This is a genomic window from Pseudomonas sp. LBUM1678, from assembly GCF_059695575.1.
This window is the reverse complement of the sequence record NZ_CP166775.1, coordinates 2,351,951-2,378,170: the sequence shown is the minus strand read 5'-3', so window position 1 is coordinate 2,378,170 and position 26,220 is coordinate 2,351,951. Positions and strand designations below refer to the sequence as shown.

The following is a 26,220-nucleotide window of genomic DNA, read 5'->3' as shown; positions in this document are numbered from 1 at the left end:
CATGACCGGAGAAACGACTGGGGCCTGGCACCCGCTAACGGGGAAAGTTCATACCCATTGTCAGGGAAAACGTTGGAACGACAGACGGACAGACGTGCCCTCGCCTTCACGGCTGCCCAGGGTCACCGCGCCGCCAAAACGCTCCATGATCCGCTTCACCAGCACCAGCCCGACACCCAGCCCGCCTTGCTTGGTGGTGAAGAATGGGCGGAACGCCATGCTGCGCTGTTCTTCATTCATGCCCTTGCCGGTGTCACTTACGACGACGCAGATGCCCCGGGTATCGGTCGGCTCCAGGGTAATGGTCAGCATGCCACCCCCGTCCATCGCTTCCACGGCATTGGCCAGCAAACTGTTGAGGATCTGCGTGAGTTGCACTTGTTGGCTCAACACCATCGGCGTCTCCTGCGGCTCGAACACCACCTGCACCCCGGCCTTGGCAATCTGATGCTCGAAGGCCATGAGACTGTCATGCAACGCCGCCACCAGGTTCACCGGCTCGGCCTCGTCGTTGAGCGGGCGTAACGACTGCAGCAACTCCCTGACCCACTTCGACATGCGATCCACCTGACCGATGATGTCGTTGATGTTCTTGTGGGCCGGGCCATTGTCGAACTCCAGGGCCAGTTCGGCGCTGGAGCGAATGGTTGCCAACGGGTTGCGCAGGCTATGGGCAACTGCCGATGACATCTCCCCGAGCGCGACAAAGGTTTCGTTGGTGATCAGTTGTTTTTGTTGGGTCTCCAGCAGGATCGCTGCCCGCCGCACGATCCAGTACAGCCCCAAATAGATCAGTCCGCCGCCCAGGGCCGTGGCCAGCCAGATCAGCGCCAGGCCGCGCTCCATGCGGTCGATCAGGTCCTTGGGTTCCTTGTAGATTTCGACCATCGCCGTGACGGTATCGCCATCGGCATCGAACAGCGGAATGTAGTTCTCAATGAAGATGTAGTCCGGCGGCGTGACGAACTTCTGCTCCATGCGGCTTTTGTCGATGCTGTGGTAACTGGCCGACACCGGCGTCTTGGAAGAAAAGGCCTGGTCGAGGTCCTCGTCAGCATGGATCGTGGTGCCCATCAGTGTCGGGTTGGTGGACCAGATCACCATGCGGTCAGGGGCATAAATGTTGGCCAGGATCACGTCGGGCAAGTGCTCGATATGGTCGAGGAATTCGCCACGGGCACTGGCCCGGGCCAGTGGGTCAACGTCGGGAAAGTCTTTGTCTTTGCGCGGGTCCAGCAGCTCGCCCATGGTCCGCACGTTGGGGATCGAGACATGGCGAACCTCGGCCGAGGCGATCGCTTGAACGAACTGGGACGTGAGCAACGCATCGCGCTGCACACTTTCGGTAATCACAAAGCGCGTGGACACCGCGCCCAGCGCGACCGCCACCGAACCGATCACCGCCATGCTGATGAGCGAGAACCAGCGCAGCAGATTGAACGGCTGTTTGCGCGAGCTCAAGCGGACATCGCCCTCTTCTTTCTGGAGGGTTGTGGTCTGACTGGTCATGGACGTTGTTCCCGGAAAGTCCCTATAGGGTTATAGCCCACTGTCTGGTCTTTGCCCGACTTCGGGTTTTGTCCCCCCCACCGATTCCCCGGATAACCCACTGCCCCCATCCACCCCCAATGCTGGGGACAGTTGCCCGCTTACGCATTTGGCGCCGTGAAGCCACTCGCGCGCCGCACGCCTTCACTGCGGGCCTCTGCCGGCTGTTTTGAAAGATTGGTATGGAAGTTGCCGAAGCCCCTCTCGACTGACCCATCCCTACGGGGCAGGTACTTCGATAGAGGGAATACTCATGCACCCTTTACTGTCCAAAACGGCGGCCGCTCTGGTCGTCAGCGCTTTAGCCCAAGGTGTTGCCCAGGCAGCGCTGTTTGCCGTAGACCCCGGTCCCTATGTGCCAGCCAACGGCTCGTTCGCCGCCTGGTATCAGGACAGCCATGGCCGAACCCTCGACCTGTGCCTGTCCAAGGCAGTCAGCTCCAGGGTTGCCAGTACACCCGGCGCGCCGGCCTACATGTGCCTGTTGGGCGCGACCCCCGGGGTTTTCGACGATACGCAGCCCATCGTTTTCCCGACCAACTTTCCCGATGAGTCGTTCTGGTTCACCGGCGACGGCTCAATCGTCGATGCCGCACGGGGCATCGACCTGACCTATGTCAGCGCCGTGGAAGCCGCCTTCGCCGCTGAAGAACCGGTAGAAGGCGACCAGGTCAGTTTTGGCCGCATTCGCATTCGGGTGGACGTGCCCACCGCCGGTGTCTACACCATCACCCACCCCTATGGCGTCGACATCTTTGACGTTCCTGCCGGTGGGACTCGCGCCATCAACATGACCCGCGACATCGGCATCGGCACGCCGAAAACCTACGACGGCGCCCTCAAGAGTGACATCGGCCCGTTCCTGCGCAGCGTCAACGGCCCCTATACCGAAACCAACCCGGTCACCGGCTCGGCCGAGCAATTCGTCGGCGATCCGAACCTGGAAGAAGCCTTCACCGGCAGCCCTTTCAATACCAACTACATCCGCATCGAAGGGCCTAACGGTCTGGACTTGCGCACAACGGTCATGGCCATTTCCGGCAAATTATCGAACGTGGTCCGGCCAACCCCGATGATCACCGAGCGCAGCACCTACTCGCGCAAGGCCGGTGAAAGCGCACCGGTGGCGCAGCAGGATGTGTTCGTCATGGCCCCGCCGCCACCGGCCACCGTGACCCTGGACAGCAACAGCCCGGCGCTGAACCTGACCGAGGCTGATACCTCCGGCCACTGGTATGCCCAGTCCGCCACCAACCCGACGTTGCCAAGCACCCTGGTGGTGACCGCCGACAACCACCTGGCCATTCCCACCAGCACGCCAACGACGCTGTCGATGCCACTGACGGACCTGGTGGTGATCCAGACCGCCCAGTACAGCTTGAGCACCGCGCAAATCACGGTCGTGGCTTCGACCAGCGATGAAACCTCGCCGCCGGTACTCACGGCCACCACCGGCACCGGTGTCGCCATCGGCGCCCTGAGTGGTGATGGCGCAGTGAAATCCCTGGCGACCGGCATCTCGCCGATTCCACCGGCCAAGGTTCGAGTGACGTCATCCAATGGCGGCAGCGACACCGAAGAAGTGGTCATCGTGCAATGAACGCACATATGCCCAGATCCTCATCAGGAGGCATCATGAACAAATTGCCACGCCTGGCGCTCAACGCCCTGGGACTGACTCTATCGCTGTCCGGCAGTGCTTTCGCGCAACTCAATGCCGTCGACCCCGGCCCCTACACCTTCGCCACCGGGAAATTCCCGATGTGGTATCAGGACAGCAATCTGCTGTCGCTGGAACTGTGCCAGTCGCGGGCGACCAGCTCACGGTCGCCTGGTGCACCTGGCGCGCCTTCCTACATGTGCATCCTCAATCCGGAGCCCGGGGTTTACGACGACACCCTGCCGATGGTGTTTCCGGATAACTGGCCACCGGAAACGTTCTGGTACCTCGCCGAGACCACCATCAATGATGTCGGAGGTTATGGCGTGGATGCCTACGTGGCCGGGATCGAAGCGGCATTCGCTTCGGAAAACCCTGTCGACGGCGACCAGGCAAGCTTCGCGCGGATTCGTCTGCGGGTGAACGTGCCTGTCGCCGGGACGTACACCATCACCCACCCGTACGGTGTGGACACAGTCAACGTCACCACGCCGGGCCGTCGGGCGATCAACATCACCCGCGACATCGGCATCGGCGCACCGGGCAATTTCTCGGGTGCCCTCAACGGGGAGGTCGGGCCATTCCTGCGCAGCGTCAACGGCCCCTACACCGAAGTGAACCCGGACACCGGCGCCATCGAGACGTTCGTCGGCGATCCGAACCTCACCGAAGCGGTCACCGGCAGCCCGTTCAATAACAACTTCCTGCGTGTGCAGGGGCCTGCAGGGACCATCCAGACCAATCTCTTTACCGTGTCCGGCAAAGTTCTCGACAACCGTGCGCAAACCCCGGTGGAAATTGGCCGCGCCACTTACCGCCGCACCTCTTCAGGCCCGGGCACCAGCAGTACCCGGGTAGAAGTGTTTAGCAAATCAACCAACGGCTCGAGCCTGTGCTTCCGCGAAACCGTGGCCCTTGTGCCCGGACCACCGCAGACGCCCTGCCTGACCAACATGCTCGGCGACAACAATGGGCAGTTCTTCGGCCATCGCCTGACGGGCTCCACCGTGCCTTCGGTGGTGGTGGTCACCGCCACCAATCCGGCCGGCACCACCCGGCCGACGGCAGTGTCGAGCAAGGTCACCGACGTAGTGAAAGTCCAGACCGCTCGCTACAACTGGAGCAGCCACAGCCTGCTGATCGAGGCCACCTCGTCCGACGAAGTGGCGGTGCCGGACATGGTCGCTCAGGGTTACGGACGTCTGTCGAAAACCGGCACCCTGCAACGCCTGACCATTGCTGATCTGACCCAGCCACCGGCAACCGTCACGGTCAAATCCGCCTCGGGCGGCACTGACACCGAGCCTGTCGTCGTGGTGGGCTCCGCACCGGATACCGGCGAGAACCAGGCGCCGCTCTCCGTCGCCGACACCGGCAGCACCAGCTTCGGCGTACCGCTGACCCTCAACCTGCTGGCCAACGACAGTGACCCCGACGGCGACACGCCGCTGAGCATCACCGCGCTGACCCCACTGGCTGCCGAGCAAGGCACCGTGGCATTGAGTGGCACGGCAGCGGTGATCTACACCCCGCCTGCCGTGGTCAATGCACCGCTGACAGCGACCTTCACCTACAAGGCTCAAGACGTCAAAGGCCTGGCCTCGACCGCTCCGGCGACCGTGACCATCACCGTGGCGCCTAACCAGCCTCCGGTGGCCGTCGCCGACAGCATCGCAACCCTGGGCGTGGCAGTACCGATCAGTGTGCTTGCCAACGACACCGATCCGGAAGGCAACGTGCCGCTCACCGTCGCCAGCATGCTCCCACCGCCAGCCGGTCGCGGCACCGTCACCACTGACGGCACCGTCATCACCTACACCCCACCGGCCACGATCACCACGGCCTTCACCACCACCTTCACCTACATCGCCCGGGACAGCTTCGGCGCCCTGTCGACGCCGGCGACGGTCACGGTGCAAGTCTCGCCACGGCCTGCTGCGGAAACCTTCGCAGTGACCGGGGCCACGGTGTCGGCCCGCTCCAACAACCGCTTCACCTGGGACTTTGCGGGCACCTCATCGGTGATCACCGGCAACACCATCACCGTACAGGTCACCACCCCGACCGGGCTGGTAACCCTGGGCACCACCACGGTGCCGGTGACCGGTCGCTGGCGGTTGACGGTGAGCAACAGCACCACGGTGATCCCGTCGGCCAACCCGACAGCGACCATCCGCTCGTCCCAAGGCACCGTGCGTACGGTAAACATCATCGCCAACTGAGCCCTCGCCCCACCCGCCGATTTCGGTGGGTGGGGCCAGCCTCTTCCCACAGGACAACGCCATGAAAACGCCGACCGCCGCCCTGCTCTGCCTGCTTCTGCTTTGCAGCAGTGCAGGCGTGCGCGCCGACGATTTGATGGAGAACGACGACCTGGCACCTTCCGCCGATCTCGGCGAGTTGCCTCCACCGGTTGGCCAGCAGGCGCTGATCGACCAGAACGGCCAGGCCAACGTGGCGTTGCTGCAACAGAACGGCCAATCGTTGCTCGGCACCATTGTCCAGTCGGGCAGTAACCAGGAAGCCTACATCCTGCAACAAGGCAGCGACCTCATGGCAATGATCACTCAGCAAGGTTCCGGCAACGCCGCCTCAATCACCCAAAACGGCAGCCACAACCGTGCGCAGATTTCCCAGAACGGTAATAACAACGACGCCAGCATCGACCAGGCCGGTACGGGGCTTTCAAGCGCCGTGACCCAGTCGGGTAACGGCATGAGCGTTTCGGTTAAACAATATCGCTAAAGCACTGCACCACTTGGAGGTTTCATCATGTTCAAACTGACGCCCCTCACCGCCGCCATCCTGGTCATTGTCAGTGCCCAGGCGATGGCCGACGACAGCGTTTCCACCCAGGACCAGCTCGGTACCGCCAACGTTGCCGATGTGAAACAGACCGCGGCCCCGTTCAGTACCGCCACCCAACAACAACTTGGCCAGGGTAACGATGCCGCGGCGGTGCAAGACAATGCCACCGGCACCATCACCCAGGACCAAGTCGGCGACTACAATGCCGGTTACGCTGAGCAACTGTTCGAGAACGGCGGCCTCATCACCCAGCAACAGGTCGGCAGCGGCAACGTCAGCCATGCCAGTCAATCGATCGGCATGGGCGAAAACCAGGCGCTGCAACAACAGTCGGGCAGCGGCAACTTCTCGTTCATCTATCAGGACAGCCAGGAAGCCACCCAAGGCCAGACCTTCCAGTTCGGTGACAACAACGAGGCCAATATCGAGCAGATTCAACTGGGCATCGCCAACAACGCGACGATCATCCAGTACGGCACCGCCAACTACGGCACCGCCGAACAGATCGCGCACATGGGCGGCGAGATCGGCATCAACCAGGCCGGTGAAGGCAACTATGCCTATGGCGACCAGCGCGATGGTAACGGCGGTATCGTGACCATCAACCAGTTCGGCGACTTCAACGGCAGTGAGGTCTGGCAAGGCGCACAAACCGCGAGCGAGGCCACCGTCAACCAGTACGGGCAAGCCAACGAAGCCGTGGTCGACCAGAGCTTCGGCCAAAACAACTATGCCCAGGTCCTGCAAGTCGGTGACGTCAACGCCATCTACGCCGACCAGTTCGATTCCGTCGGCTCGGTACTCGCGCTGTACCAGCAAGGCACCGGCAACGTGCACTTCACCTACCAGAGCGGCGACAGCCATGTGCTGACCGCCACCTCCGTGGGCACCGAAAACAAGGTCTACGCCAGCAACTGGAAAGGCCCGCAACTGGGCGGCCAATTCGGCAGCAACCAGATTGCAACCGTCACCCAGGCCGGCAACGGCAACATCGCCAGCTTCAAACAGGATGGCGTTGGCCACATCATGACCACCAACCAGACCGGCAGCGGCAACAAAACCACCATCAGCCAGGCCGATTCCTATAACGAGCTGTACTTCGACCAGAACGGCAGCGACAACATCCTGATCGCCGACCAGCGCGGCACCACCAACCTGGCCCAGGGCACCACCAACGGCACGGGCAACACCACCGAGTTCGACCAGTCGGGCACGGGCAACCAGGCGTTCACCACGCAGCTGTATGGCAGCGACAACATGATCACCGTCAAACAGGCTGACACCATGAACGTGGCTTATGTCACCCAGGGCGGTACCGGGAACATTGCCAGTGTTGACCAGAGTGGCGTGACCCAGATGGCGAATGTTCAGCAGTTGGGTTCTGACAACCGGGCGACTGTGTTGCAGCAATAATTGAGAGGTCTAAAAAACCGCGGCCCTTGGGGGAGGGTCGCGGTTTTTTTTTGCTTGATGGAGAGGTGTCACCTTGAAGCCAGCACGCCCCCACATTTGATATCCATGGGACACAGATTTTGTGAACGACAAAAATCCCCTGTGGGAGTGAGCCTGCTCGCGATGACGGAGTGTCAGCCGACATGAATGCTGGATGAAATACGGCAATCGCCAGCAGGCTGGCTCCCACAGTTGGACCAAGTACATCTGAGACAGACTGGTCGACCCTCAGGTCGCCATCGCGAGCAAGCTGGCTCCCACAGTTGATCTTTTAGGGACACAGATTTTGTGTACGACGAGCCCCCCTGTGGGAGCGTGGCTTGCCCGCGATTGGCCCCTCAATCCCGCCCATCACTTGCTGACTAACCACCCTCCCCCAAACGCCGCCAGGATTTCGGACTTGCCCTACAAGTTTTACCGATTCCCCCGGCATCCACCCTTGAGCCCCATCGCCAAAGTGCCCCGTTTCCAAGGACCGGGCACAAAACGTGACAAAACTCATCCCCCAACTCCAACTCGTCGGCGAGCGCGGCCAGGTACTCGACAGCCATCAAGCTGCCGACGCTCTTCGCCAAGCCCTCAACTACCCGTACGACTTGCAAGGCTTCGACGACCTGCTCAATGCCGTGGGCGCCAACAGCTCCAACTACATGCAGGCCGCCCACCAGCAGAAACTGATCAACGCCGTGAGCAGCGGCGATTGGGCAGTAGTCACGCCTCGCGTCAATCCGGAAAACGGGGGCGGCTCATGGAATGGAATCAAGACCCAACCCGAACCAACCCCGGCGCAACATCTGGTCGAAGATCACGCCTTCACCCAGCCCAAACCGGCAGAGTCGGGCTTTCACATTGTTGAAAAGCCCATGAGTCTTGAATCACTGGAACGCTCGCTGTACGAGAACTCGCCAAGCGATGCGTTACGTCGCGAATTCCGTTCGCTCAATCGCCATCTGGGTGAACACGTGAAGCCGGGGCAAATGGTGATCTTCAGCGATTCACGGCATTACATGTGCCGGCGTGAAGAGGCGCAGATGATGATCGCGGCGCAGAAGGTCAACGACGCGCTGAAGGATCTGAGTGATGAAGAGGCTTCGTTCATGGTTGAGCACCATGAGGTGATTGAGCCGTTTTTGGGAGTTGGCTCGGGTGGATTGGGCGTAGCGTCGTTCATGGTTGGTCAGCACCTGGAAACGCTGAAAAGGACCCTCGAAGAACTTGAGCGTTTACATTCGGAACAATATCGCGAATACGGTCACCTTAAATCTCCCGATTTTTTTGCAAAGCGTAGGCGACTCATGACGAAACTGAATGCTGGTTTGGGGCCTTTGGTTCGCAAAGGCACAGGGATCCCGGATCATCCGAAGCTTAAACGTGCTTTGGGGCTTTCTACGCGTCGCATAGTTCACCATTGGGACAAAGCAGGCGCGCCTAGTCAGTTGCCCGGCTATGCCACCCATATCGATGGCGTGGCGCGAGCCTCCAAATACATAAAAACAGGTGGTTATGTAGCGATAGGTTTTGGCGCTGGTTCAGCGGCGATGAAAATTCACGAAACGTGCCGAGTCGGGCGCGAAGAAGAATGCCAAAAGGTCAAGTTTGTACAGGGCGGGAAACTCTTGGGGAATGTCACCGGAGGCGTTCTTGCGGGGGCCATTGGAGCAACGGTCGCTGAGGGCACTTGTTTAGCCATTGGCGCAGGGACTTATGGATTGGGCGGCATGGTTTGCCTGCTAGTGGTAAGCGGAATGCTAGCTGCGCAAATGGGAGACAGTGGAGGTCAAGCCGGTGAATACATCGGAGAGAAGTTACATGAGGTTATTGAGCAATGAATCTTGACCAAGTTATTGGTTTGTCGGGCATTCCGCTCTTTGCGCTATTTATTATGAACTGCGCATTTATGGCTTATGTAGTGACCTATAAATTCAAAGAGATACAAAATCACTTTGCAAATTCCCGTCTTGTTAATTCCCACCGAAGTGATACCAGTACGCCGATCATTTTCCGGGCCGGAAGCTTGGTGTTGATATGGTCGCTGTTGATGTTCAAGTTCTTCCGAGAGATGGATCCTGAGGCAATCGAGGAAGTTAAGCTCTTCCCTGGACATTTGAGGCCTTGGGTCATTGTTCCCGGCCATATCAATGCGTTTTGCCTCGTCTGGGGGGGCGGTATCTTGATATGGATTAATGTTAAGGATTACCTGTGATTACTCCCTCCCTGAATCCCATCCCCCTCGCTTCATGGAGGGTGGTTTTTCTACTAATTCATCAGTCAGGCAATCACTTTGCCGCCTTGAGCCAGGCGCTTAAAGGATTCTCGATAGGGATGGTCGAAAGTCGCTGTGATTGGGTTATCGCAGGAATGGACATATACACCTCAAGGATTGGTCGGCTACCAGGCCGCCAAGGTCAAGATCAAAAGATCGCAGCCTCGTTGCACTCGACAGCTCCTACAGGGAGATCAGTTACATCCGGGGGAGATTGGTCGGCTGTCAGGCCGCCATCGCGAGCAGGCTCGCTCCTACAAAAACGGATCGGCGTACACCGTCTGCTTCTCACACTCAACAGGCCGAGCGTTAGCTCGCCTGCAGCTCTTGATCTTGATCTGGCTTTTGATCTGCCCGCCCCTTCGGTAGGCCGAGTGGAGGCGTTCATCTGGGGGGTGGGCGCGCAGCGCCGTGCGGCGAAGCCGCACACATCGAGAGGAGGTTGAAGCGAAGCCAACCGGAGGCGATGCCCCCAGATGAATGCCGGAGCGAGGGTACGCCGAGCCTAGGCGAGGGGCCGGACGCTGGGGCGAAGACCTTTGCTTCCTTTGGGGCGTTTGCCAAAGGGAGTCGCCGTAAGGGCGAAACCATTAGCGGCCGTTACCGCAGGAATGGATATGTACACCTGAAATAGACTGGTCGGCTGTCAGGCCGCCATCGCGAGCAGGCTCGCTCCCACAGTTGGATGGGGTACATCTGGGAGAGGCTTTTGGCTGTCAGACCGCCTTCGCGAGCAAGCCCGCTCCCACAGGTGAACTGGGTACATCTGGGGGAGACTGGTCGGCTTTAAGGCCGCCAAGGTCAGGATCATCAGGCCAAAAGCAAAACCAGGTCGGCCCGAAGGCCGCCTCGGCTCATTCTTCCTCACCCTCAGGCACAACCTTGTTCTGAGTCAGGTAACGATCCAGCGTCGCATTGTTCTCAGGCGAAGAATTATCCCCCGCCACCTGCCACAATTTCCGCTCAATCCCCTGGGCCAACAGGTGCCCGACGGCCGACTCGATCGCCGACAACACACACAACTGCGCCGGCTCGTTAGTGGTGTAACCCACCTCAGCCTCAAGCAACTTCTTGAACTCGATAAACTTGAACACCCCGGCACTGCGGCCCACGGAGTAAATCGTCTTGCTGGTCATCACGTTCGCCAGCACCTGCCCACTGCGCACATCCACCGCACGAAGGTTCACCGAGACCTGGTCCACCCGATACTCCCGGGAAATATCAATCCCCAGATACCGCGCCCCTTCCCCGCCACTGCGCACGTTGGTGTCATAAGCGATGATCCCGCCTTCCAGCATCAGATTCGCCGCCTGCAACGGTGGCAGCTCGCCCTGAATATTCACCGGCGTATTAGGCTTCTTCTGCGAAGCGCGGATGATCTTGCGCTCGGTCAGCAGGTTCTGCAGCCCTTCACGTTCCAGCACCACAAACCAGCCACTGGCCTGCAACGCATCCATCAACATGCTCGCCGCGCCCTGGGTCACGCTGGTCGAGAACGAACTGGCCGGGGTCGGTTTGTACTGCCCGGTCTGGTCCCGGAAGCCGTACACCACCGCCATCAACCGGCCCTTGGGTCGTGGCATGTTGATCAAGTCGTAATAGGTCGACGCCCGAGGGGTCAGGGTCGGTGACTCGGTGTCCTGCTCGGCACCCACATTCTCGCGCAAACTGCACCCTTGCAATGCCGCCAACATCAGCCCCAGCGCTATTATTTTTTTCATGTCCGTCTCTCCCCATCGTCCCGTATCCCCGTCAAGGGGCTAGGCCATTCACCTGGATTTCCGAAATTTCACCGGTCGCTCGGTCGGTCACTTCAATGGTCAGTGCACCGGAGTCGTCGACGACGTTGACGATAAAGGCGTCGGTGGACAGGCTCCCGGTATTGCCCGTGGAGATGTTGTCCAGCAACTGCCCCAGCAGCCGCGATTGCAACTGACTGGTGAAGCGTTCAAGGGCCGAAGTCCCTACCACCGACGCGCGGTCTTTCAGGTCAGGATCGTCGTAATCGTTTTGCGCCTGGGCGTTGTTCAGCAACCAAGTGCCGTTCAACGGGTTGCCGCCGAACGAGGGGTTGATGGGCGTGTAAACCAGCTCCGTGGCGTGCACCAGGCTGCAACTTCCCAGCCCGATCAACCAGAGCCCGAGGTTCCGTGAGACTGTTTTCGTTTTCATAATTCGTCCCTCTCAAGGTCCGTAGTGTCTTGCAACAAGGCTTCCAGCTTGCGCTGGACAATCTGTCCGCGAACCCAGTCGGCGGCGTCATAGGCCTCGTCCTTGAGTTCCACGGTGTTCGGCGGCAGGAAGCGCCGATAAACCAGTCGCTGCTGATATTCCACGGTCACCAGGCTGCCCCAGCGTGCCGAAGGTCGTTCGCGTACCACCAGGTTGAAATCCATCGGGCTGGTGGCGCGCAGGCGTTCACTGAACGAGTAGTAAAAGTCGTGGCCGATGTGCGAGATCGTGTCATCGACGATAAAACCCTTCATTTCGTCTTCCTCGCTGGCGCTGGCGAACGTCGCTACACACGCGAGGATCAGGGCCGACAGCCATTGGCGGCGGTTCATGGCGTCACCCCCTGAGGCGATGCGGAGTGGCTTTTCGCCGGGCCCGAGGCGCCATCGAGGAAAGCTTTCTCGGCCACGAACTGCCAGTCCTTGTAGCTCGCCATGCCGGTAAAGTCCGACCACTGGCTGGGGAAATCCGACTGCTTCAGCGGCAGGTCCGTGGAAGGACTGTTGAGGCCGGTGATGCGCCCGTCGAACCCGCGCATCAGGGTCCATTCACCACCGCCAATCGGGTCCGGATACAGCTGGCGAATATGATGTTTGGCCGTTGGAAAACGCTCGTCCTGCAACAGGTCTTCAAGTTCTTTCGGGTACTGCGCCAGGCCTGGCGAACTGCGGTAATAACTGCGCAACGCCTGGGCGTATTGAGTGCCGACCCACAGCAACTGGCGTTCGCGATCACGGCGCGAGGCGGTCGACCACAACTCGCCGGCACTGGCCAGGCCCATGCCCATCACCATGATCAGAAACAGCACGCCCAGGTAAGTGAACCCGGCCTCGTCGGCGGGCTTACCACTCGGAATAAAGGCTGCCATCACGCGCCCTCCCTGTGGCACCGCTTTTGATATCGGCAACGCCGCCCGGTACGCCGTCAGGTGGCGATACCAGCACCCAGAGGTCCTTGCGTTCAGCAATCGGGTCCATCGGCGGGTTGCGCAAGTAGCGCTGCTCCACCAGTTGATCCAGGGAGTCGGGATAGCGCCCGGTGTCGCCGTAGTAGTGATCCAGTGCTTCGCGCATGGCCGACAGGCTCTGGCGCAGCGTGGTTTCTTTCGACGCTTCGAGGCTGTTGAAATAGCGTGGCAAGGCGATGGTCATCAGGGTCGCGATGATTGCCATGACCACCATCAGTTCCAGTAGGGTAAAACCCTTTTCCCGACGCATGTTCTCACCACTCCCGGTAGGCAATGCCGTTGAGACCCTTGCCGCGTGCATGGGAGTAAACGTCGAAGACGTCTTCGCCATCCCGCGGGTTTTGAGCCGTACTGTCGTAAGAGCGCAAGCCCCAGCCACCGTCGTCGTCACGCTTGACCGGTGTCAGCGGGTCATGCGGCACGCGCCGTAAAAAGTAGAACTTGGCGCCCTTGGCGCTGCGCACATCACGCACGCCTTCCACCAGCACTTGCAGGTTTGGTGGGTAGCCGCTGCTGTTCAGCGACTTCTCGATGTAACCGGCGTCGAAGGCGCGCTTGTAAGCGTCGATGGCGTCGCGGATCTGGTACAGCGCCGTGCGTAATTGCTGCTCTTTGCCCCGGCGCACCACGGTCTCGGTCAGTGGCGCGGCCATGCCGGCCAACAGGCCGATCAGGGCCAGCGTCACCACGACTTCGATCAAGGTAAAACCACGTTGCGAGGCGTTCATGATCAAGGCTTCTCGACGACAACAGGGGTGGAATTGGAAGCAACCGGCCGGTCGATGTGTTCGTTCTGAATCGGCGCTGGCATCCGGCGGTCAGGCGCCTGGATGTGCATGCTGGTTTCGGTGCCGGTAGGGAATTCCATATCCGACGGGCTCTGGTACGGCAGGTTGCGCACGATCCGCGGGGTGATGGAGAGCACCAGTTCCGACTTGCCGACGGTGTCCTTGTTGCTGCCGAACAACCGGCCCAGACCGGGGATGTCGCCAAGACCCGGAATCTTGTTGCCGGTGGCGCCATGATCGTCACGCATCAGGCCGGCCAGCACCTGGGTTTCGCCATCATGCAGACGCAGGGTGGTCTGGGCGTTGCGGGTGTCGACCTGAACCGGAATCGTGCCTTGGCGGGTCGGCTCCAGCGGCGTGGCGTTACTCACTTCCAGAGCGATCTTGATCGCCACTTCATTGTTCAGGTGCACGGTCGGTTGCACTTCGAGCTTCAGACCGACGTCCAGGTAAGTGACGCTTTCGGTAATGACCGGGCCTTGGGTCGACGGCACCGAGGTGGCGCTGATGATCGGCACACGCTGACCGATGTGGATACGCGCCTGCTCACGGTTGCTGACCCGGATCACCGGGCTGGCCAGGGTGTTGATGTCGTTGTCCTGGGCGTTGATTTTGGCCTGCGGCGAAGGCGAAATGGTGATCCGGCTGGAGTTGATGCCTTTGAGTTGATCGAGCAACGTCACCGCCGAACCGTCGCTGTTGACCACGCCGAAAGTGTTCGGCCATTGCAGGCCAAGGTCGAGAATCCGCTGCGTGGCGACTTCCATCACCTCCACTTCCAGCACCACTTCCGGGTTGGACTGGTCTTGGGATTGCAGGAGTTTCTCGGCCATGCGCACGGCGTCTTCGGAGTCACGCATGGTCAGGGTGTTGAGGCGTTCATCGACGAACACGTCACGGGTCTTGAGCATGGTCTTGATCATGTTCAGCGCGGTGTTGGCATCGATGCTGGTCAGGTAAAAGGTGCGCATCACCAGCTCTTGATAATCCTTGAGCTTCTGCGGCGAGTCCGGGTAGATCAGCAAGGTGTTTTCGTTCACCACTTTCTGGTGCAGCTGGTTCTGTTGCAGCAGCAGTTCCACGGCGTCTTCGATGCGCACGTCACGCACGAAGATGGTGGCTTTCATGTCCGGGCGCAGGTCCTTGTCGAAGATGAAGTTCAAACCGGCGACCTGGGACAGCACTTCGAAGATGGTTTTCAGGTTGGCGTCGCGAAATTCCAGGGTCACCGGGCGGTCGAGACGGGTGCGCAGTTGCGGATAAGGAATCACGTTGCGGCTTTGCACCAGACGGATATTGCTTTGCAGCTCGAGGGCGCCATCGTTCTTGGGGTCCAGTTCGAGGATTTGTTTGACCTGGCGGTCGGCGCCGTAGATATCGCCGCGACGCAGGTCGCCCCGGGCCAGTTCGAGTTTGTCATCCAGACTGCGCATGTGTTCGAGTTGGCGCAGGGAATCCTGGGCACGGCGGTTGTTCGGCTCGAGGGTCAACACCCGGCTATAGGCCATGCGGGCCGAAGCGAAATCACGCTGGGCGCGATCCATATCGCCCTGGGTCAACAACGCCGTCACCGCACGGGCGCGGCCGCTGGTCAGGGCTATGTGCAACTCAGTGTCGCGAGGGTTTTCCTTGAGCCCTTCCTCGATACGGGCCAGGCCGGCTTCGTACTGCCCCGACGCCATCAGGTCGGTGCCCTCCTGCTTGGCGACTTGCGCCGAACTGCACGCGGCCAGCGCTGCGCACAGGCAAACGCTCATCAGCGCTCCTTTCGTATTACGGCATGATCTGATCATTGCGTGCTCCCCACAGACAAGGTCTGGGACAAATGCAGAGGCAGGTAGATAAAGCTGAGTTCCACATCGGAAATCCCCTCGATCCGCCAGGTGTCGTCGATCACATCCCCTTTGCGCACGACGTATATTTTTTCGCCGTTCTGCAAAAACACTTGCAGGTCGGAACGGTCAGTCAGCTTGCCGATGAACTGGAAAGGCATCGGCGGTACGCTGGGGACTTGCACCACCGGGGTCTGGTTGACGGGTTGTTCGGTGACGCTGGCCAGCGTCGGTGCGGCCTTCCAACTGCGGGCGGCGAACAGGTCGCCGGACGGGCTCAGGTCTTTGATTGCCGCTGGCTTGCCACTGGCTGCTACGGCCGGCAGCGTGCCGCGGGTTTTGCTTTTGACGGGCGTCGTCGCGGTCGCGACCAATGCATCGCCTTCCTCCGACGGCATGAAGTAATCAGGCCCCCAGGTCAGCGCCGCGGCCACGCCGAAGAACCCCACCCAACCCACCACGCGTTTGGTATTCATCATGACCTCGACAGGTAAAGGGTCATGCGGATCCGCCCGGTCAGGTCGGTGTCGGCGATCTTTTTACGCTGGAACTCCACGTCCTCCACCACCACGGCCGGCAACTGGCCGAGCAACGCGTGCAGGAAGCGCCGCAGTTGCGGGTAGCTGCCGCGCACCGGCAGCAAAATCTGATAACGCGCCAGATGGGTCTTGGGGTCGATGCCCAGTGAGTATTCACCCCGTGCCAGGGTGATGTGTTCCTGGGCCGCCAGCGCGTAGATCTTGTCGATGGCCACGGTGGCTTGGGGCTGCGACGGCAACTTGCTGCGGAAGTCATCGAGCTGACGTTGCGGCACCACCGGGGCGGCGACACTGCCGTCTTCAACCTTGGCCAGGTACTCGCCGGCTTCGCGGGTCTGTTGGCTGAGGGTTTGCAACGAGTTCCAGTCCGGCATCAAGCCACCCAAGGCCCAGGCCAGCGCCAGCAGCAACATCGCCAGCCCTGCCAGGCCGGGTACGCCCAGGCCTTGCAGGTATTCGTGGACGATCAATCTAGAGATTTGCATCGCCGATCTCCCAGCTAGCCGACAGGTTGAATTGCACCGGTTGTTCCGGTGATTTCACGACGATTTCGTGGCTGAGCAGCGACACATCGGAGAGCTCGTCGCTGGCTTCGAGGCGGCGGTGAAAATCGAGCATCGCTTCCAGGTCCCGTGCCTCGGCGCTGATGCGTACCTGGCCTTTGCGGGCATCCGGGGTCAGGGTCAGCAAGGCAACGTTGTCGCGCGGCATGGCTTCGAGCATGGCGAACAGGCGCTCCCAGGGCCGGCGCAGTTGCTGCGAGACCTTGCGCATTTCCGCCAGGTTCTGTGCCTGCTCGCGGGTTTCGGCCGGGCTCAGGGTGACTTTGCTGCCGGTGTCGCCCGTGAGTTCGCGCTGGGCGTGTTGCAGATGGCCTTGCTGTTGCGAGGCCTGTTCGGCGACGTGCTGCTGGGCGATAAAACAGGTCACGACCAGCACCACGCCACCCGCCAGCAGGCTCCAGCCCAAAGGGCCCGAGCGGCGGCGCGGCTGAAAGTCGAGTGTCAGGGCGCGCATGTCAGGCCACCGCCCGGGACATGACGTACAAACAATCGTGTACGGATGTCCGGTCCTCTTCGAGGGTGCGCAAGTGCACACCGGGTACGTCGGGCTGCACGTCGATGCGCGCGGGAGCGTGCAGGTAAACGTTCAGCGGCCGGTCGCTGGTGGAGGCTTGCAACTGGTTTTCACGACCGATCAGCGCGGTCAGTGCGGCATCGCTGTCGCTGCTGCCCACCGAACGCACCGAGGTCCAGCGCCCTTCCCTGGCCAGCAGCAAGACACTGCGCACCGGCTCGGCGACCACGAACAGAAAGTCGCCGGCATCGAGGCTTTTATCGAAGTGATTGAACGCCGCCATCAGGTACGGCTGCACCGACCGCAGGCGCAGGCCGCGACCGCTGACCAGGCTGCGCAGACGCGCCAGCAAGTCTTGCGGCAGCGCGGTGGCGATCCGGTCGTAACCCGCCGGTTCAGCCGACAGCACCATGCTCCAGGGTTGAGTCGGTACGCCGTAGAGGTCTTCGAAACACAGTTGGGCAAATCCCAGCAGTTCGTCGGGGCTGGTGATCTGTTCGCTCCACGGCACCAGGCAGAAGCGGCTGAAGTGACCGGAGACCACCACGCTCAATTCCGCACCGGCAGGCGCGTGTTCGCCCAGCAAGCGATCGAGGGTTTCGAGGGCGACGGCCCAGGCATGGAAGCCTTCGTCGATAAAGCCGACGCTGCCCAGCCACAGGGTGTCGCCACCCTTGCGCTGGCCCAGGCCGACACCACTGGCGCCGAGCACGGCGACATAACGATCACGAGACAAAAGTGACACGATTGATCTCCTCGAGCGTGGTCCGCCCTTCCTGCACCAGTTCCAGAGCGGATTCGCGCAACAGGCGCAAGCCACGTTTGCAAGCGTGTGCCTTGATCTTCGAAACGGGTTGGCGCTCGACGATCATTTGCCGCAGTTCGTCGTCCAGGTGCAGCAGCTCGGCAATCGCGGTACGCCCGCGATAACCGGTGCCCCGGCAATGGCCACAGCCCTTGCCATGGACGAAGTGGTAGTGATCGACCTTTTGCGGGTCGAGCCCGGAGAGGCGCAGTTCTTCATCGGTCGGGTTGCTCGGCGCGCTGCAACTGGCGCACACCAGACGGATCAGCCGCTGGGCCAGCACCGCATTGAGGGCCGAGACGAGGCTGTAAGGGTCGATTTCCATCTGGGTAAAGCGGCCGATCACGTCGAACACGTTGTTGGCGTGAATGGTGGTGAACACCAAGTGCCCGGTCAGGGCCGATTGCACCGCGATCTGCGCCGTATCGGGGTCGCGGATTTCACCGACCATGATCTTGTCCGGGTCATGGCGCAGGATCGAGCGCAGGCCACGGGCAAAGGTCAGGCCTTTCTTTTCATTGACCGGGATTTGCAGGACGCCCGGCAGTTGGTATTCCACCGGGTCTTCAATGGTGATGATCTTGTCCACGCCGTGGTTGATCTCGGTGATCATCGCGTAGAGGGTGGTGGTCTTGCCGCTGCCGGTCGGGCCGGTCACCAGCACCATGCCGTAAGGTTCGGCGGCCAGCCGGCGCAACGCGCGCAGGGTTTCGTCTTCAAAGCCCAGGGCCTGCAATTGCACGCCACTGACCTTATCCGCGAGGTCCTGTTTGTCGAGGACCCGCAGCACCGCGTCTTCGCCAAAAATGCTCGGCATGATCGACACCCGGAAGTCGATCTGCCGACCGCTGATGCCGATCTTGAAGCGACCGTCCTGAGGCACGCGTTTTTCGCCGATGTCCAGTTCGGCCATGACTTTGACCCGGGAGATCACCTGCTCGGCGAACTCGCTGCCCTGGATTTTGCTGATGTTGTTCAGCACGCCGTCGATCCGGTATTTGATCACCAGGCCGCTGCCGGTGGTGCCCAGATGGATGTCGCTGGCGTGCATTTTCAGCGCGTCGTAGAGGGTCGAGTTGACCAGTTTGACCACCACGCTGGCGTCTTCGCTGATGCTGGTCAGGGACAGGCTTTGCAGGGTATCGATTTCGACATTGGCGTCGGCCTGGGCGTTGAGCGATTCCACCGCATGGAAACTCTCTTCGTGGCGCGCCAGGTAGGCTTTCAGGTCATCGGCATGCACCAGGTACAGCGGCGCACCGTGCAGGCAATCATCGATCCAGGCCAGACGCGACGTATCAAACGGGTCGGCAAACACGCCAATGACCGCATCGTCGTGACGCAGCAGGATGAATTCGCGCTTGAGGCATTGGGCCAGGGTGACCCGGTCGAACACCGGGGTGGCTTGAAACAGGGTGTCGGTGTCGAGCACCGGATAATGCAAGGTAGCGCCGAGGCGCTGGATGAAGGGCATGGGGGCCAGTTCGGACAACACCCAGAGGGCTTCCAGAACCCGCTCGCCGGAGCTGGTTGCCCGGGCTCGGGCCTGGACCAGCTGTTCACTGGAAAATCGCGACGGTACACATTCCAACAGCGCCGGTTCTACGGCAAGGGATAGACGGTCCATGGCTTGCTCTCCAACGCCGGGGGCTTTGAGCCCTGTCGACGCGGCAGGCCATTTCGGCGTATGCCGGAACGTCTTGTCGCGCCACTACTCCCCGGTGAGCAATTGTTCGTCGCCTGGTGCCTTGGAGGTCGATAGACTTCGTCGACGATCTGCCAGCACCCAACTGCCATCGTACAACTGCAGCGGGAAGCTTTCGGTCCTGCTCTGGCGTCGTTCGACGAATCCTTCGGATGGGCTCGCGCCTGTTCGGTTTTCCCGCTCCATCCCCAGAAGGTCACAAACTGCTCGGGCCAATTCCGCCATTGGAAACGGTTTGAACAGGATATGGCTGACTCCCAGTTGCCGGGCCCGCTCACAGACTTCAGCGGTTGGGTGCCCGGTAATCAGCACAAAATGGCACTTCCTGTTCTGGCGGACGGCATCGAGCACCTGAAAGCCTTCCATATCGGGCAAGCGGTAATCGAACACCATCACATCGGGTGCAAAACGTTCGACTTCGTCGATTGCCTCGGCACCGTCGTGAGCTATCCGGACTTCCAGTGCTTGCGCCTCGAGATAATTCTTGAGGTTTTCCGCCAGCAGCTGTTCGTCTTCAACAACCAGTATTTTGTTTAACAAGGTGGACTCCTTGAAACCGCAGGTCCGAAATTCGTGCCTGGGAGTACGCGCCTTAATTAGGCTAACGCACACTTCATGCCAGACTGAGCGTCGGTTCTTGGCCGATTCATCTCTTTGATTTTCATGAAAAAATCTTTTCGTTCAGGAACCCCGTCCCCCAAAGGCGGGGAAGCGCTCGGAATTGCCCCTGAAGCTTTCCCCACATTAGGGGGGGAACCTTCAATCGTCGTCAATCCGTTCGATTCGGTTGCTGGATCGCAACTGCGCCAGAACCTGCAGACGAGCCTGATCCTTTTGCTGTCGGGCAAGGTAAGCCCGAACCATTTCAAGCCCCTGAGTTTCTGAGACATCGGTCGCCTCCATGTGGTTCTGCAAGTAGATCAAATGCCAGCCCAGCGGCGTACGCACCGGCGCGCTGACGGCGCCCGGCGCCAGGGCAAATGCCGCTGCTTCGAATTCCGGCATCATGCGCCCACGGGGAAAATAGCCCAGATCCCCGCCTTCGGTGGCGGAAGCATCTTCGGAGCCGGCCCGGGCAACGCTGGCAAAGTCCTCGCCCTGGCTGATTTTCACCCGCATCTCCTCTAAGCGTAGCCGGGCTGTTTCAACTGTGGCGGCATCGGCGCCCTGTGGCACTTTGACCAGGATGTGCCGCGCCTGGATTTGCTCCGGTGTGCTCATTTCGGCGCGGTGTTCCTCGTAGAACGCGCGGACCTGTTTTTCGTCTGGCTCAGTGACCTTCAGGAGGTCGGCAAAGACTTGCTGCGCCGCCAGCTCACGGCGTGTGTACTCGATAAAGGTGGCTTCGTCGAAACCGGCGTCTTCGAGCCTGCGGGCGAACACCTCGGCACCACCGATCGCTTGCCGCGTCTGCTCAACCTGGCTTTGCACCACCTCGTCGCTGATCTCCACCCCGCGCTTGCGCGCCTCTTGCCACAGCAACTCTTTGTCGATCAGGGCGTCCAGCGCTTTCTTGCGCAATTGCTTGTACGCCGTGGGGTTACGAATGCTGCCCACCGCCCGGCCCTGGTCCTCCAGGTACTCGGCGAAATAACGCTCCAGGCGGAACTCGGAAATAACTTCGCCGTTGACTCGCGCGGCGGCCGGGCCATTACTGGCGAACGCCATGGGGCCCCACAGCGTCAGCAGGATCAGCAGAGTCTTGAGGTTCATCATCAGGCCTCCCGTCAGGGTGTCGCGGCAATGGGTTTGTACGGTGCAACCAGATAGAAGCGCTGGTCGGGCAAATCTACGGTGACGATATGGGCACCACTCAAGCCCAGCCGGCGACCCGGACCGAAGCTGATCAGTGGGGTCAGCCCGGTGTCGAAATCGTGCAACCCTTCAAGGGCGCTGATGAGCTTCTCGTGGCTGGCGTCGCGCCCGGCCTGTTTCATGCCTTCGCTGAGCAGCAGCATCGAACTGTAGGCGCCGACTTGCAGCACTGCGTGTTCACCGCCCAGCCCCTGGTTCTTGCGCAATTGCGTCAAGGCCAGGCGCCCGGACAGCGTCCAGTCACTGGGCACGAACGGATAGGCCAGAAACACCCGCCGGGAAAAACCACTGGGCAATTGAAACAGGTCGCCTGCCACCTGATTCGACGCGGCGAACAGGTACGGCACCTGCCCCGCCGTTTGCAAGCGCTCGGCAAGGCGACTGAAACCGCCGCCGTTGCCCAGGTAAAACACTGATCGCGAGCCCAGCGGCAACTCTTCCGGCGCCGAGTTGTAGGCGTGCAACCGCACTTGCTGCCAGGCGTGATCTTGCAAGTACTGGCCGAGGTTCTGCGCCGCCAGTCGTTGGCTCGGCTCATCCGGGTAGGTGATCAATGTCGGCCCCTGGAGCAAGCGCAAATTGGCAGCACCGTAGTCGGCCAGGGCGATCAGTTGTTCACGCAGCCCGGACAGCGGTTCGAAAATCTGCCGACTGGTCTGGGCCATGCCCTGCAGCGAGAGCGGCCCGATCAGCGGAATGCCGGCGCGTTCCAGCCGCGTAGCCAGCTCTGTGTCGAGCGCAGGTGCCAGCGGCGCGATCAGGGCGAACACTTGCTCCTTATCGATCAAGCGGTCCAGCGCCTGTTCGGCACTGGCGCGGTCCGGGCCCGGATCGAGGATGGTCAGGCGCAATTGCCGGCCATGAATCCCGCCCGCCTCGTTGATCCGCGCCACGCTGCCCTTGAGCACCGCCGCCACCGTCGCGCCCTCCTCGCTCAACGGTCCGTGACTCGGCAACAAGGTGCCCAGGTGCAAACTGTCCGCGGTCAACCCCGGATCGCGGTCCTCGGCCACGCGCTTGAGGTAGGCCGTGAGGTTGCGCTGATCATTCATCGACAGCACGAACCGTGGCATCGCCGGGTCCAGCCGATTGTTCGCCGAATCACGCCCTTCCTGGATCGCCCGGGCGAGTGCGCCCTCGGTGTAGGCCGGGTAATTGCGACCATTGACCTGCTGCTGACCGTAACTGCTGGAAAGGCGCGACCAGCTGATGTCCGGCGGCCGTACCCCGCCTTCGGGCCGTCCCTGGGCATCGGCGCCATGGCAATTGGCGCATGGCAGGCTGGTGGCCGGCAGCAGCATGCCTGCCGCGCCCACCCGGGCCATGATCGGCTCACCACTCCCCGACACACCCTCGCGGTACAGCCGTTTACCGGCGCTTTCGCTGGGGCTCAGCGGCAACGCACTGGCGGCAAGGCTGATGCCGCCGAGAAGGAGCAGACTGAGGGCGAGGGCAATGTTCATGGCGCAGGCTCAACGACCGGCCACGGGCATTGTCAGCAACTGCAAGCGCTGGGCAATGGCGGCGGCCGGTGCATCGGGACGGATTTTGCTCCAGCGTTTGTTGGCCACGTCACCGACAATCAGCTGCGTTGAATGCTGCTCGGGGGTCGGCACAATCTGGCCGATGCGCCCCAGTACAAGGTCCATTTGCGCCTTGTCGCCGGTGAGAAAAAGCCAGTGGGGGCCATCGACGCCCTGCTTCAAGGTGTAAGCCTTGAGTACCGCCGGCGTATCGCGCAGCGGATCACTGGTAAGGGAGATAAAGGTAATGCCATCGGCCTTGTCGCCCAGCACCTCACGGACTTCCTTGAGCTTGCGGGTGATCAGCGGGCAGGCATCGTTGCAACTGGTGAAAATCACGTTCAGCAGCACTACGCGGTTTTGCAGCGCGTCGCTGTAGAAGCGCAGCGTGTTGCCGTTCTGGTCCTGCAACGGTGTGTCGGTGAACCAGGTTTTCGCATCCCGCGTGCCGCTGGCCGGTTGCTCGGCGGCCACCGGCGACGTGGGCTCCTGGTGTCCTTCGTGGGAAAACGCCATAAAGCTGATCACGCAAAAACACATCGTCAGGAAGATCAAAAGGAGGGCTTTCATGGCTGATGCTCCATGGCAATGGCAGTGTGTTTGGCGTGAGCGTTGCGCTGGCCGCTGAGTTTCTCGACCTCACGTGTGAGTACCGCCGGGTCGGTAAAACCGTAAAAGCGCGTCCAGTGGCGGCTGTTGCCGTCACCGACGAGGATCAGCGGCTGATGGCTTTTGAAGTCACCGCTGAAAGAGCCGAGGCCCTTGAGGGTTTCGTTGATCGACTGCGAGCTGCCGGTCAGCCAGCTCCAGCCCGGTCCCTTCTGGAAGCTGCGGGCGTAATCGTTGAGGCGCTTGGCGTCATCACGCTGCGGGTCGATGCTGATCGACACCAGCTGCACCTCGTCGCCGACCCGGGCACCGAGTTGCTTCTGCACCTTGCCCATGATCGAGGACACCACCGGGCACACCGTGGTGCAACTGGTGTAGATGAAACTCATGACCACAATTTTGTTGGTCACCAGATCCTTCTCGAGTCGCACCGGTTTGCCGTTCTGGTCCACCAGCGCCACGTCGGCGAATTTGACCTGGGCGCTCTCTGAACTGGCGCTTTTGGCCGGCATGTCGTGCCCGGCGTGCTCGTCCGCCGAGTGCGCCAGGGCTTGGCCGATGCCGACGGCCAACAGGCAGAACGTCAGCAGTCCACGGTGTGCGAATCGGTTCATGTCGGTTTCCTCTTCAGTGGGCATCGCCGGGCAATACCCGAACGCTGGCAAAGGTCTTGTCATCGAAACTCGCGCCAAGGGACGCCGCGCGCACGTGCAGGTACCAGGCGCCGTTCTGGTCGAGGGTCACCGGGGCTTCGTAGATGCCGTTGCCCACTTCAAGGGCGGCGACTTGCTGGGCCCGGGATGTCGGGGCGCGGAAGTAGCGCACCTGAACGTCCTTGACCCCACTGCGTTGTGCCTTCTGGTGGCCCTGGACAATGCGAAACCGCACGGTGTAAGGGCTGCCGAGGGCGGCCGTGGATTTGTCGAGCATGAACTCGACTTTTGGCACGCCTGGGAGTTTTGCGAGGTTTTTGTCTGGCTCAACCAACGCGGTGAAGCAATGGATGATGTTCGGTTGGTTGAGCAGGAACGCCACGTCGAAACGCCCGGCGACTGGCAGTTTGATCCGCGAACTGTAGAGCCCTGGCTCGACCTCGCGCAGGCTGCGGTCGATGACCATGGCCGCCCGCGCCACCTGCCCGCGATTGGGGTAGCCGGACATCGGCGCGTTCATGCCTTCGGCGTAGAAGTAGGTGGTGTTGTCCACCGGGTTGACCACGAACACCGCGTTGTCGTCCCGCGACACCGCCAGGCTTGAGGCCAGTGGCAAATCACCGGCCAGGCGTGGCGCCTGAGGCCCGGCTTCGAAGCCCTGGCTGATCGGCGTGCGGCCTGCGCCCAACGACGAGAGGTTGACCATCGTGACCTTGGCCGAGGCCAGCCCGCGTATGTAGGCGTAGGCTTTGGTAAACACCACTTGGTACGGTTCGGCGGACACGTCCAGTTCATGGATCATCGAATCGGTGGCCGCGTCGATCACTGCTGCATGGTTTTCCAGGGTGTTGAGGACGATGCCGAAACGCCCGTCCGCGCTGAACCCCATCGGGCCCAGGCCCTGTTTCATCTTGATCACCCGCCGTACCGCGAGGCTGGCGGTATCGACCACGGTCACGGTGCCGTCCTTGCCATCGGCGACATACACCGCCAGGGACAGCGGCGAGTACGCGACCGAGAGCGGGTGCGAACCGGTCTTGAGTTGTTTGCTGATGGTCAGGCTGGCGATGTCGATAATGCTCAGCGTGCCGTCGTCGCGGTTGCTGACGAAGGCAAAACGGCTGTCTTTGCTGAAGGTGATTTCGTGGTGCCCGGCGCCGGTGGCCAGGTGTTTGAGCGGCTTGAGGCTGCGGGTGTCGATCACCGTGACGCCCGACTGCTCGACGGTCTTGGCATTGTTGCCGACCCACAGCAGGCGCTCGTCCGGTTGCAAGGCCACGCGCACCGGGTTGCTGCCGGCGGCGACCGAATCGATCACTTTGAATTGCTCGCTGTCGATCACCGCCACTTCATCGGCGGTCGGCATGGAGACGAACACCCGTTTGTTGTCCTTGGGTGTGGTCCAGTCCATCGGCGGTTGCTTGATGTCGATCCGCGCCATGGTGCTGGTGATGCCGCCCACCGACACCGATGGGTCGACCACCGAGACACTGGCGTCGCGGTTCATCACCAGCAGGAAGTAGCTGTTCAGATCGAGCATCGGCCGCGCACCGATGCTCGATTTCAGGAACACCCCGACGCGGGATTTGCAGCTTTGCTCGCGGCCCTGGGCCTGGTCGGCGGCAACGGTTTCCGGATCCAGCCAGGCACCGGGATTGACGCCCGACAACGGCTGGCCCGAGGCACTGTCGCTGACGCGGAACTGCACGTCGGCAAACTCGCCTTCACGCAACACGCCATCCTCGGCCAGCGGCTTGACCTCAAGCGCCACCGAAATCCCGTCACGGGAGAGGTTCTGACTGCTCCAGGTGTCCGGCAGCGCGACTTCGCTCAGCAGGTTGGTCGGCGCGGTGCGCCAGACGCCGAAGCTGATCAACGCCACCCCGACAAACAGCGTAAAACCGGCGAATCCGATAGTCCTGTTCATAACACGCTCCCCTTACA

The 26,220-nt window shown here is 61.2% G+C and carries 25 protein-coding genes; 6 read left to right on the top strand and 19 right to left on the bottom strand.

The window, feature by feature from the left end:
• Window positions 1-60: 60 nt before the first annotated feature.
• Window positions 61-1,509, bottom strand: a complete 1,449-nt coding sequence (locus tag ACA070_RS10870; RefSeq protein ID WP_497451107.1) for an ATP-binding protein — start codon at window positions 1,507-1,509, stop codon at window positions 61-63.
• A 292-nt stretch (window positions 1,510-1,801) separates the two neighbouring features.
• Between ACA070_RS10870 and ACA070_RS10865 the strand changes: the two genes are divergently transcribed.
• The 6 genes from ACA070_RS10865 to ACA070_RS10840 all read left to right on the top strand — a co-directional run bounded on the left by ACA070_RS10865 (window position 1,802) and on the right by ACA070_RS10840 (window position 9,671).
• Window positions 1,802-3,148: a hypothetical protein gene (locus ACA070_RS10865; protein ID WP_497451106.1), complete on the top strand. Its 1,347-nt coding sequence runs from the start codon at window positions 1,802-1,804 to the stop codon at window positions 3,146-3,148.
• A gap of 35 nt (window positions 3,149-3,183) precedes the next feature.
• A complete protein-coding gene (locus ACA070_RS10860; protein WP_497451105.1) occupies window positions 3,184-5,430 on the top strand; it encodes an Ig-like domain-containing protein in 2,247 nt (748 codons plus the stop codon).
• A 61-nt stretch (window positions 5,431-5,491) separates the two neighbouring features.
• A complete protein-coding gene (locus ACA070_RS10855) occupies window positions 5,492-5,953 on the top strand; it encodes a curlin (protein WP_462026623.1) in 462 nt (153 codons plus the stop codon).
• A gap of 27 nt (window positions 5,954-5,980) precedes the next feature.
• A complete protein-coding gene (locus tag ACA070_RS10850; protein WP_497451104.1) occupies window positions 5,981-7,429 on the top strand; it encodes a curlin in 1,449 nt (482 codons plus the stop codon).
• Between the two features lie 527 nt (window positions 7,430-7,956).
• Entirely contained in the window at window positions 7,957-9,297 is a 1,341-nt protein-coding gene (locus ACA070_RS10845; protein WP_497451103.1) for a hypothetical protein, read from the top strand.
• Window positions 9,294-9,671 (top strand): hypothetical protein, encoded by a 378-nt coding sequence (locus ACA070_RS10840; RefSeq protein WP_497451102.1) that lies wholly within the window; start codon window positions 9,294-9,296, stop codon window positions 9,669-9,671. The genes ACA070_RS10845 and ACA070_RS10840 overlap by 4 nt, the downstream gene beginning before the upstream one ends.
• Window positions 9,672-10,585: 914 nt before the next feature.
• Here ACA070_RS10840 and ACA070_RS10835 read toward each other — a convergent pair.
• From ACA070_RS10835 to ACA070_RS10750, 18 genes are all read right to left on the bottom strand, one after another.
• Complete coding sequence (locus ACA070_RS10835) at window positions 10,586-11,452, bottom strand: CsgG/HfaB family protein (protein ID WP_497451101.1); 867 nt, start codon at window positions 11,450-11,452, stop codon at window positions 10,586-10,588.
• Between the two features lie 31 nt (window positions 11,453-11,483).
• Complete coding sequence (locus ACA070_RS10830; protein ID WP_462026621.1) at window positions 11,484-11,903, bottom strand: curli assembly protein CsgF; 420 nt, start codon at window positions 11,901-11,903, stop codon at window positions 11,484-11,486.
• Window positions 11,900-12,295: a curli production assembly/transport protein CsgE gene (csgE, locus tag ACA070_RS10825; protein WP_462026620.1), complete on the bottom strand. Its 396-nt coding sequence runs from the start codon at window positions 12,293-12,295 to the stop codon at window positions 11,900-11,902. Before csgE ends, ACA070_RS10830 begins: the two co-directional genes overlap by 4 nt.
• The gene (locus tag ACA070_RS10820) at window positions 12,292-12,831 is read right to left on the bottom strand and encodes a type II secretion system protein (protein ID WP_497451100.1); all 540 of its coding nucleotides are present in this window, start codon (window positions 12,829-12,831) and stop codon (window positions 12,292-12,294) included. The genes csgE and ACA070_RS10820 overlap by 4 nt, the downstream gene beginning before the upstream one ends.
• Window positions 12,806-13,180 (bottom strand): type II secretion system protein, encoded by a 375-nt coding sequence (locus tag ACA070_RS10815; RefSeq protein WP_497451099.1) that lies wholly within the window; start codon window positions 13,178-13,180, stop codon window positions 12,806-12,808. Before ACA070_RS10815 ends, ACA070_RS10820 begins: the two co-directional genes overlap by 26 nt.
• A gap of 4 nt (window positions 13,181-13,184) precedes the next feature.
• Window positions 13,185-13,658 (bottom strand): type II secretion system protein, encoded by a 474-nt coding sequence (locus ACA070_RS10810; protein ID WP_497451098.1) that lies wholly within the window; start codon window positions 13,656-13,658, stop codon window positions 13,185-13,187.
• A 2-nt stretch (window positions 13,659-13,660) separates the two neighbouring features.
• Window positions 13,661-15,511, bottom strand: a complete 1,851-nt coding sequence (locus ACA070_RS10805; protein ID WP_497451097.1) for a secretin GspD/PilQ domain-containing protein — start codon at window positions 15,509-15,511, stop codon at window positions 13,661-13,663.
• On the bottom strand, window positions 15,508-16,026 hold the full coding sequence (locus ACA070_RS10800; protein WP_497451096.1) for a hypothetical protein: 519 nt from the start codon (window positions 16,024-16,026) through the stop codon (window positions 15,508-15,510). Before ACA070_RS10800 ends, ACA070_RS10805 begins: the two co-directional genes overlap by 4 nt.
• Window positions 16,026-16,574 (bottom strand): GspMb/PilO family protein, encoded by a 549-nt coding sequence (locus tag ACA070_RS10795; RefSeq protein WP_461958248.1) that lies wholly within the window; start codon window positions 16,572-16,574, stop codon window positions 16,026-16,028. The genes ACA070_RS10800 and ACA070_RS10795 overlap by 1 nt, the downstream gene beginning before the upstream one ends.
• A complete protein-coding gene (locus ACA070_RS10790; RefSeq protein WP_497451095.1) occupies window positions 16,561-17,106 on the bottom strand; it encodes a PilN domain-containing protein in 546 nt (181 codons plus the stop codon). The genes ACA070_RS10795 and ACA070_RS10790 overlap by 14 nt, the downstream gene beginning before the upstream one ends.
• A 1-nt stretch (window position 17,107) precedes the next feature.
• A complete protein-coding gene (locus ACA070_RS10785; RefSeq protein ID WP_497451094.1) occupies window positions 17,108-17,911 on the bottom strand; it encodes a hypothetical protein in 804 nt (267 codons plus the stop codon).
• Window positions 17,892-19,598: a GspE/PulE family protein gene (locus ACA070_RS10780; protein WP_497451093.1), complete on the bottom strand. Its 1,707-nt coding sequence runs from the start codon at window positions 19,596-19,598 to the stop codon at window positions 17,892-17,894. Before ACA070_RS10780 ends, ACA070_RS10785 begins: the two co-directional genes overlap by 20 nt.
• An 84-nt stretch (window positions 19,599-19,682) precedes the next feature.
• Entirely contained in the window at window positions 19,683-20,216 is a 534-nt protein-coding gene (locus tag ACA070_RS10775; protein WP_497451092.1) for a response regulator, read from the bottom strand.
• 219 nt (window positions 20,217-20,435) lie between these two features.
• Window positions 20,436-21,389, bottom strand: a complete 954-nt coding sequence (locus ACA070_RS10770; RefSeq protein WP_497451091.1) for a peptidylprolyl isomerase — start codon at window positions 21,387-21,389, stop codon at window positions 20,436-20,438.
• A 14-nt stretch (window positions 21,390-21,403) separates the two neighbouring features.
• Window positions 21,404-22,954: a cytochrome c/ABC transporter substrate-binding protein gene (locus ACA070_RS10765; RefSeq protein WP_497451090.1), complete on the bottom strand. Its 1,551-nt coding sequence runs from the start codon at window positions 22,952-22,954 to the stop codon at window positions 21,404-21,406.
• A gap of 9 nt (window positions 22,955-22,963) precedes the next feature.
• Complete coding sequence (locus ACA070_RS10760) at window positions 22,964-23,584, bottom strand: SCO family protein (protein ID WP_497451089.1); 621 nt, start codon at window positions 23,582-23,584, stop codon at window positions 22,964-22,966.
• Complete coding sequence (locus tag ACA070_RS10755; protein WP_497451088.1) at window positions 23,581-24,237, bottom strand: SCO family protein; 657 nt, start codon at window positions 24,235-24,237, stop codon at window positions 23,581-23,583. Before ACA070_RS10755 ends, ACA070_RS10760 begins: the two co-directional genes overlap by 4 nt.
• A 13-nt stretch (window positions 24,238-24,250) precedes the next feature.
• Window positions 24,251-26,203 carry a YncE family protein gene (locus ACA070_RS10750; protein ID WP_497451087.1) on the bottom strand — a complete coding sequence of 651 codons (1,953 nt, stop codon included), beginning with the start codon at window positions 26,201-26,203 and terminating at the stop codon, window positions 24,251-24,253.
• Window positions 26,204-26,220: the final 17 nt, after the last annotated feature.

Bases quoted from the DNA above. Each gene is read 5' to 3' on its own strand.
- ACA070_RS10750 (WP_497451087.1), bottom strand. From the start codon at position 26,203: ATGAACAGGACTATCGGATTCGCCGGTTTTACGCTGTTTGTCGGGGTG.
- ACA070_RS10840 (WP_497451102.1), top strand. From the start codon at position 9,294: ATGAATCTTGACCAAGTTATTGGTTTGTCGGGCATTCCGCTCTTTGCG.
- ACA070_RS10765 (WP_497451090.1), bottom strand. From the start codon at position 22,954: ATGAACATTGCCCTCGCCCTCAGTCTGCTCCTTCTCGGCGGCATCAGC.
- ACA070_RS10865 (WP_497451106.1), top strand. From the start codon at position 1,802: ATGCACCCTTTACTGTCCAAAACGGCGGCCGCTCTGGTCGTCAGCGCT.
- ACA070_RS10760 (WP_497451089.1), bottom strand. From the start codon at position 23,584: ATGAAAGCCCTCCTTTTGATCTTCCTGACGATGTGTTTTTGCGTGATC.
- ACA070_RS10860 (WP_497451105.1), top strand. From the start codon at position 3,184: ATGAACAAATTGCCACGCCTGGCGCTCAACGCCCTGGGACTGACTCTA.
- ACA070_RS10770 (WP_497451091.1), bottom strand. From the start codon at position 21,389: ATGAACCTCAAGACTCTGCTGATCCTGCTGACGCTGTGGGGCCCCATG.
- ACA070_RS10850 (WP_497451104.1), top strand. From the start codon at position 5,981: ATGTTCAAACTGACGCCCCTCACCGCCGCCATCCTGGTCATTGTCAGT.
- ACA070_RS10755 (WP_497451088.1), bottom strand. From the start codon at position 24,237: ATGAACCGATTCGCACACCGTGGACTGCTGACGTTCTGCCTGTTGGCC.
- ACA070_RS10830 (WP_462026621.1), bottom strand. From the start codon at position 11,903: ATGAAAACGAAAACAGTCTCACGGAACCTCGGGCTCTGGTTGATCGGG.
- ACA070_RS10810 (WP_497451098.1), bottom strand. From the start codon at position 13,658: ATGAACGCCTCGCAACGTGGTTTTACCTTGATCGAAGTCGTGGTGACG.
- ACA070_RS10795 (WP_461958248.1), bottom strand. From the start codon at position 16,574: ATGCAAATCTCTAGATTGATCGTCCACGAATACCTGCAAGGCCTGGGC.
- ACA070_RS10805 (WP_497451097.1), bottom strand. From the start codon at position 15,511: ATGATCAGATCATGCCGTAATACGAAAGGAGCGCTGATGAGCGTTTGC.
- ACA070_RS10835 (WP_497451101.1), bottom strand. From the start codon at position 11,452: ATGAAAAAAATAATAGCGCTGGGGCTGATGTTGGCGGCATTGCAAGGG.
- ACA070_RS10855 (WP_462026623.1), top strand. From the start codon at position 5,492: ATGAAAACGCCGACCGCCGCCCTGCTCTGCCTGCTTCTGCTTTGCAGC.
- ACA070_RS10800 (WP_497451096.1), bottom strand. From the start codon at position 16,026: ATGAATACCAAACGCGTGGTGGGTTGGGTGGGGTTCTTCGGCGTGGCC.
- ACA070_RS10870 (WP_497451107.1), bottom strand. From the start codon at position 1,509: ATGACCAGTCAGACCACAACCCTCCAGAAAGAAGAGGGCGATGTCCGC.
- ACA070_RS10780 (WP_497451093.1), bottom strand. From the start codon at position 19,598: ATGGACCGTCTATCCCTTGCCGTAGAACCGGCGCTGTTGGAATGTGTA.
- ACA070_RS10820 (WP_497451100.1), bottom strand. From the start codon at position 12,831: ATGGCAGCCTTTATTCCGAGTGGTAAGCCCGCCGACGAGGCCGGGTTC.
- ACA070_RS10790 (WP_497451095.1), bottom strand. From the start codon at position 17,106: ATGCGCGCCCTGACACTCGACTTTCAGCCGCGCCGCCGCTCGGGCCCT.
- csgE (WP_462026620.1), bottom strand. From the start codon at position 12,295: ATGAACCGCCGCCAATGGCTGTCGGCCCTGATCCTCGCGTGTGTAGCG.
- ACA070_RS10815 (WP_497451099.1), bottom strand. From the start codon at position 13,180: ATGCGTCGGGAAAAGGGTTTTACCCTACTGGAACTGATGGTGGTCATG.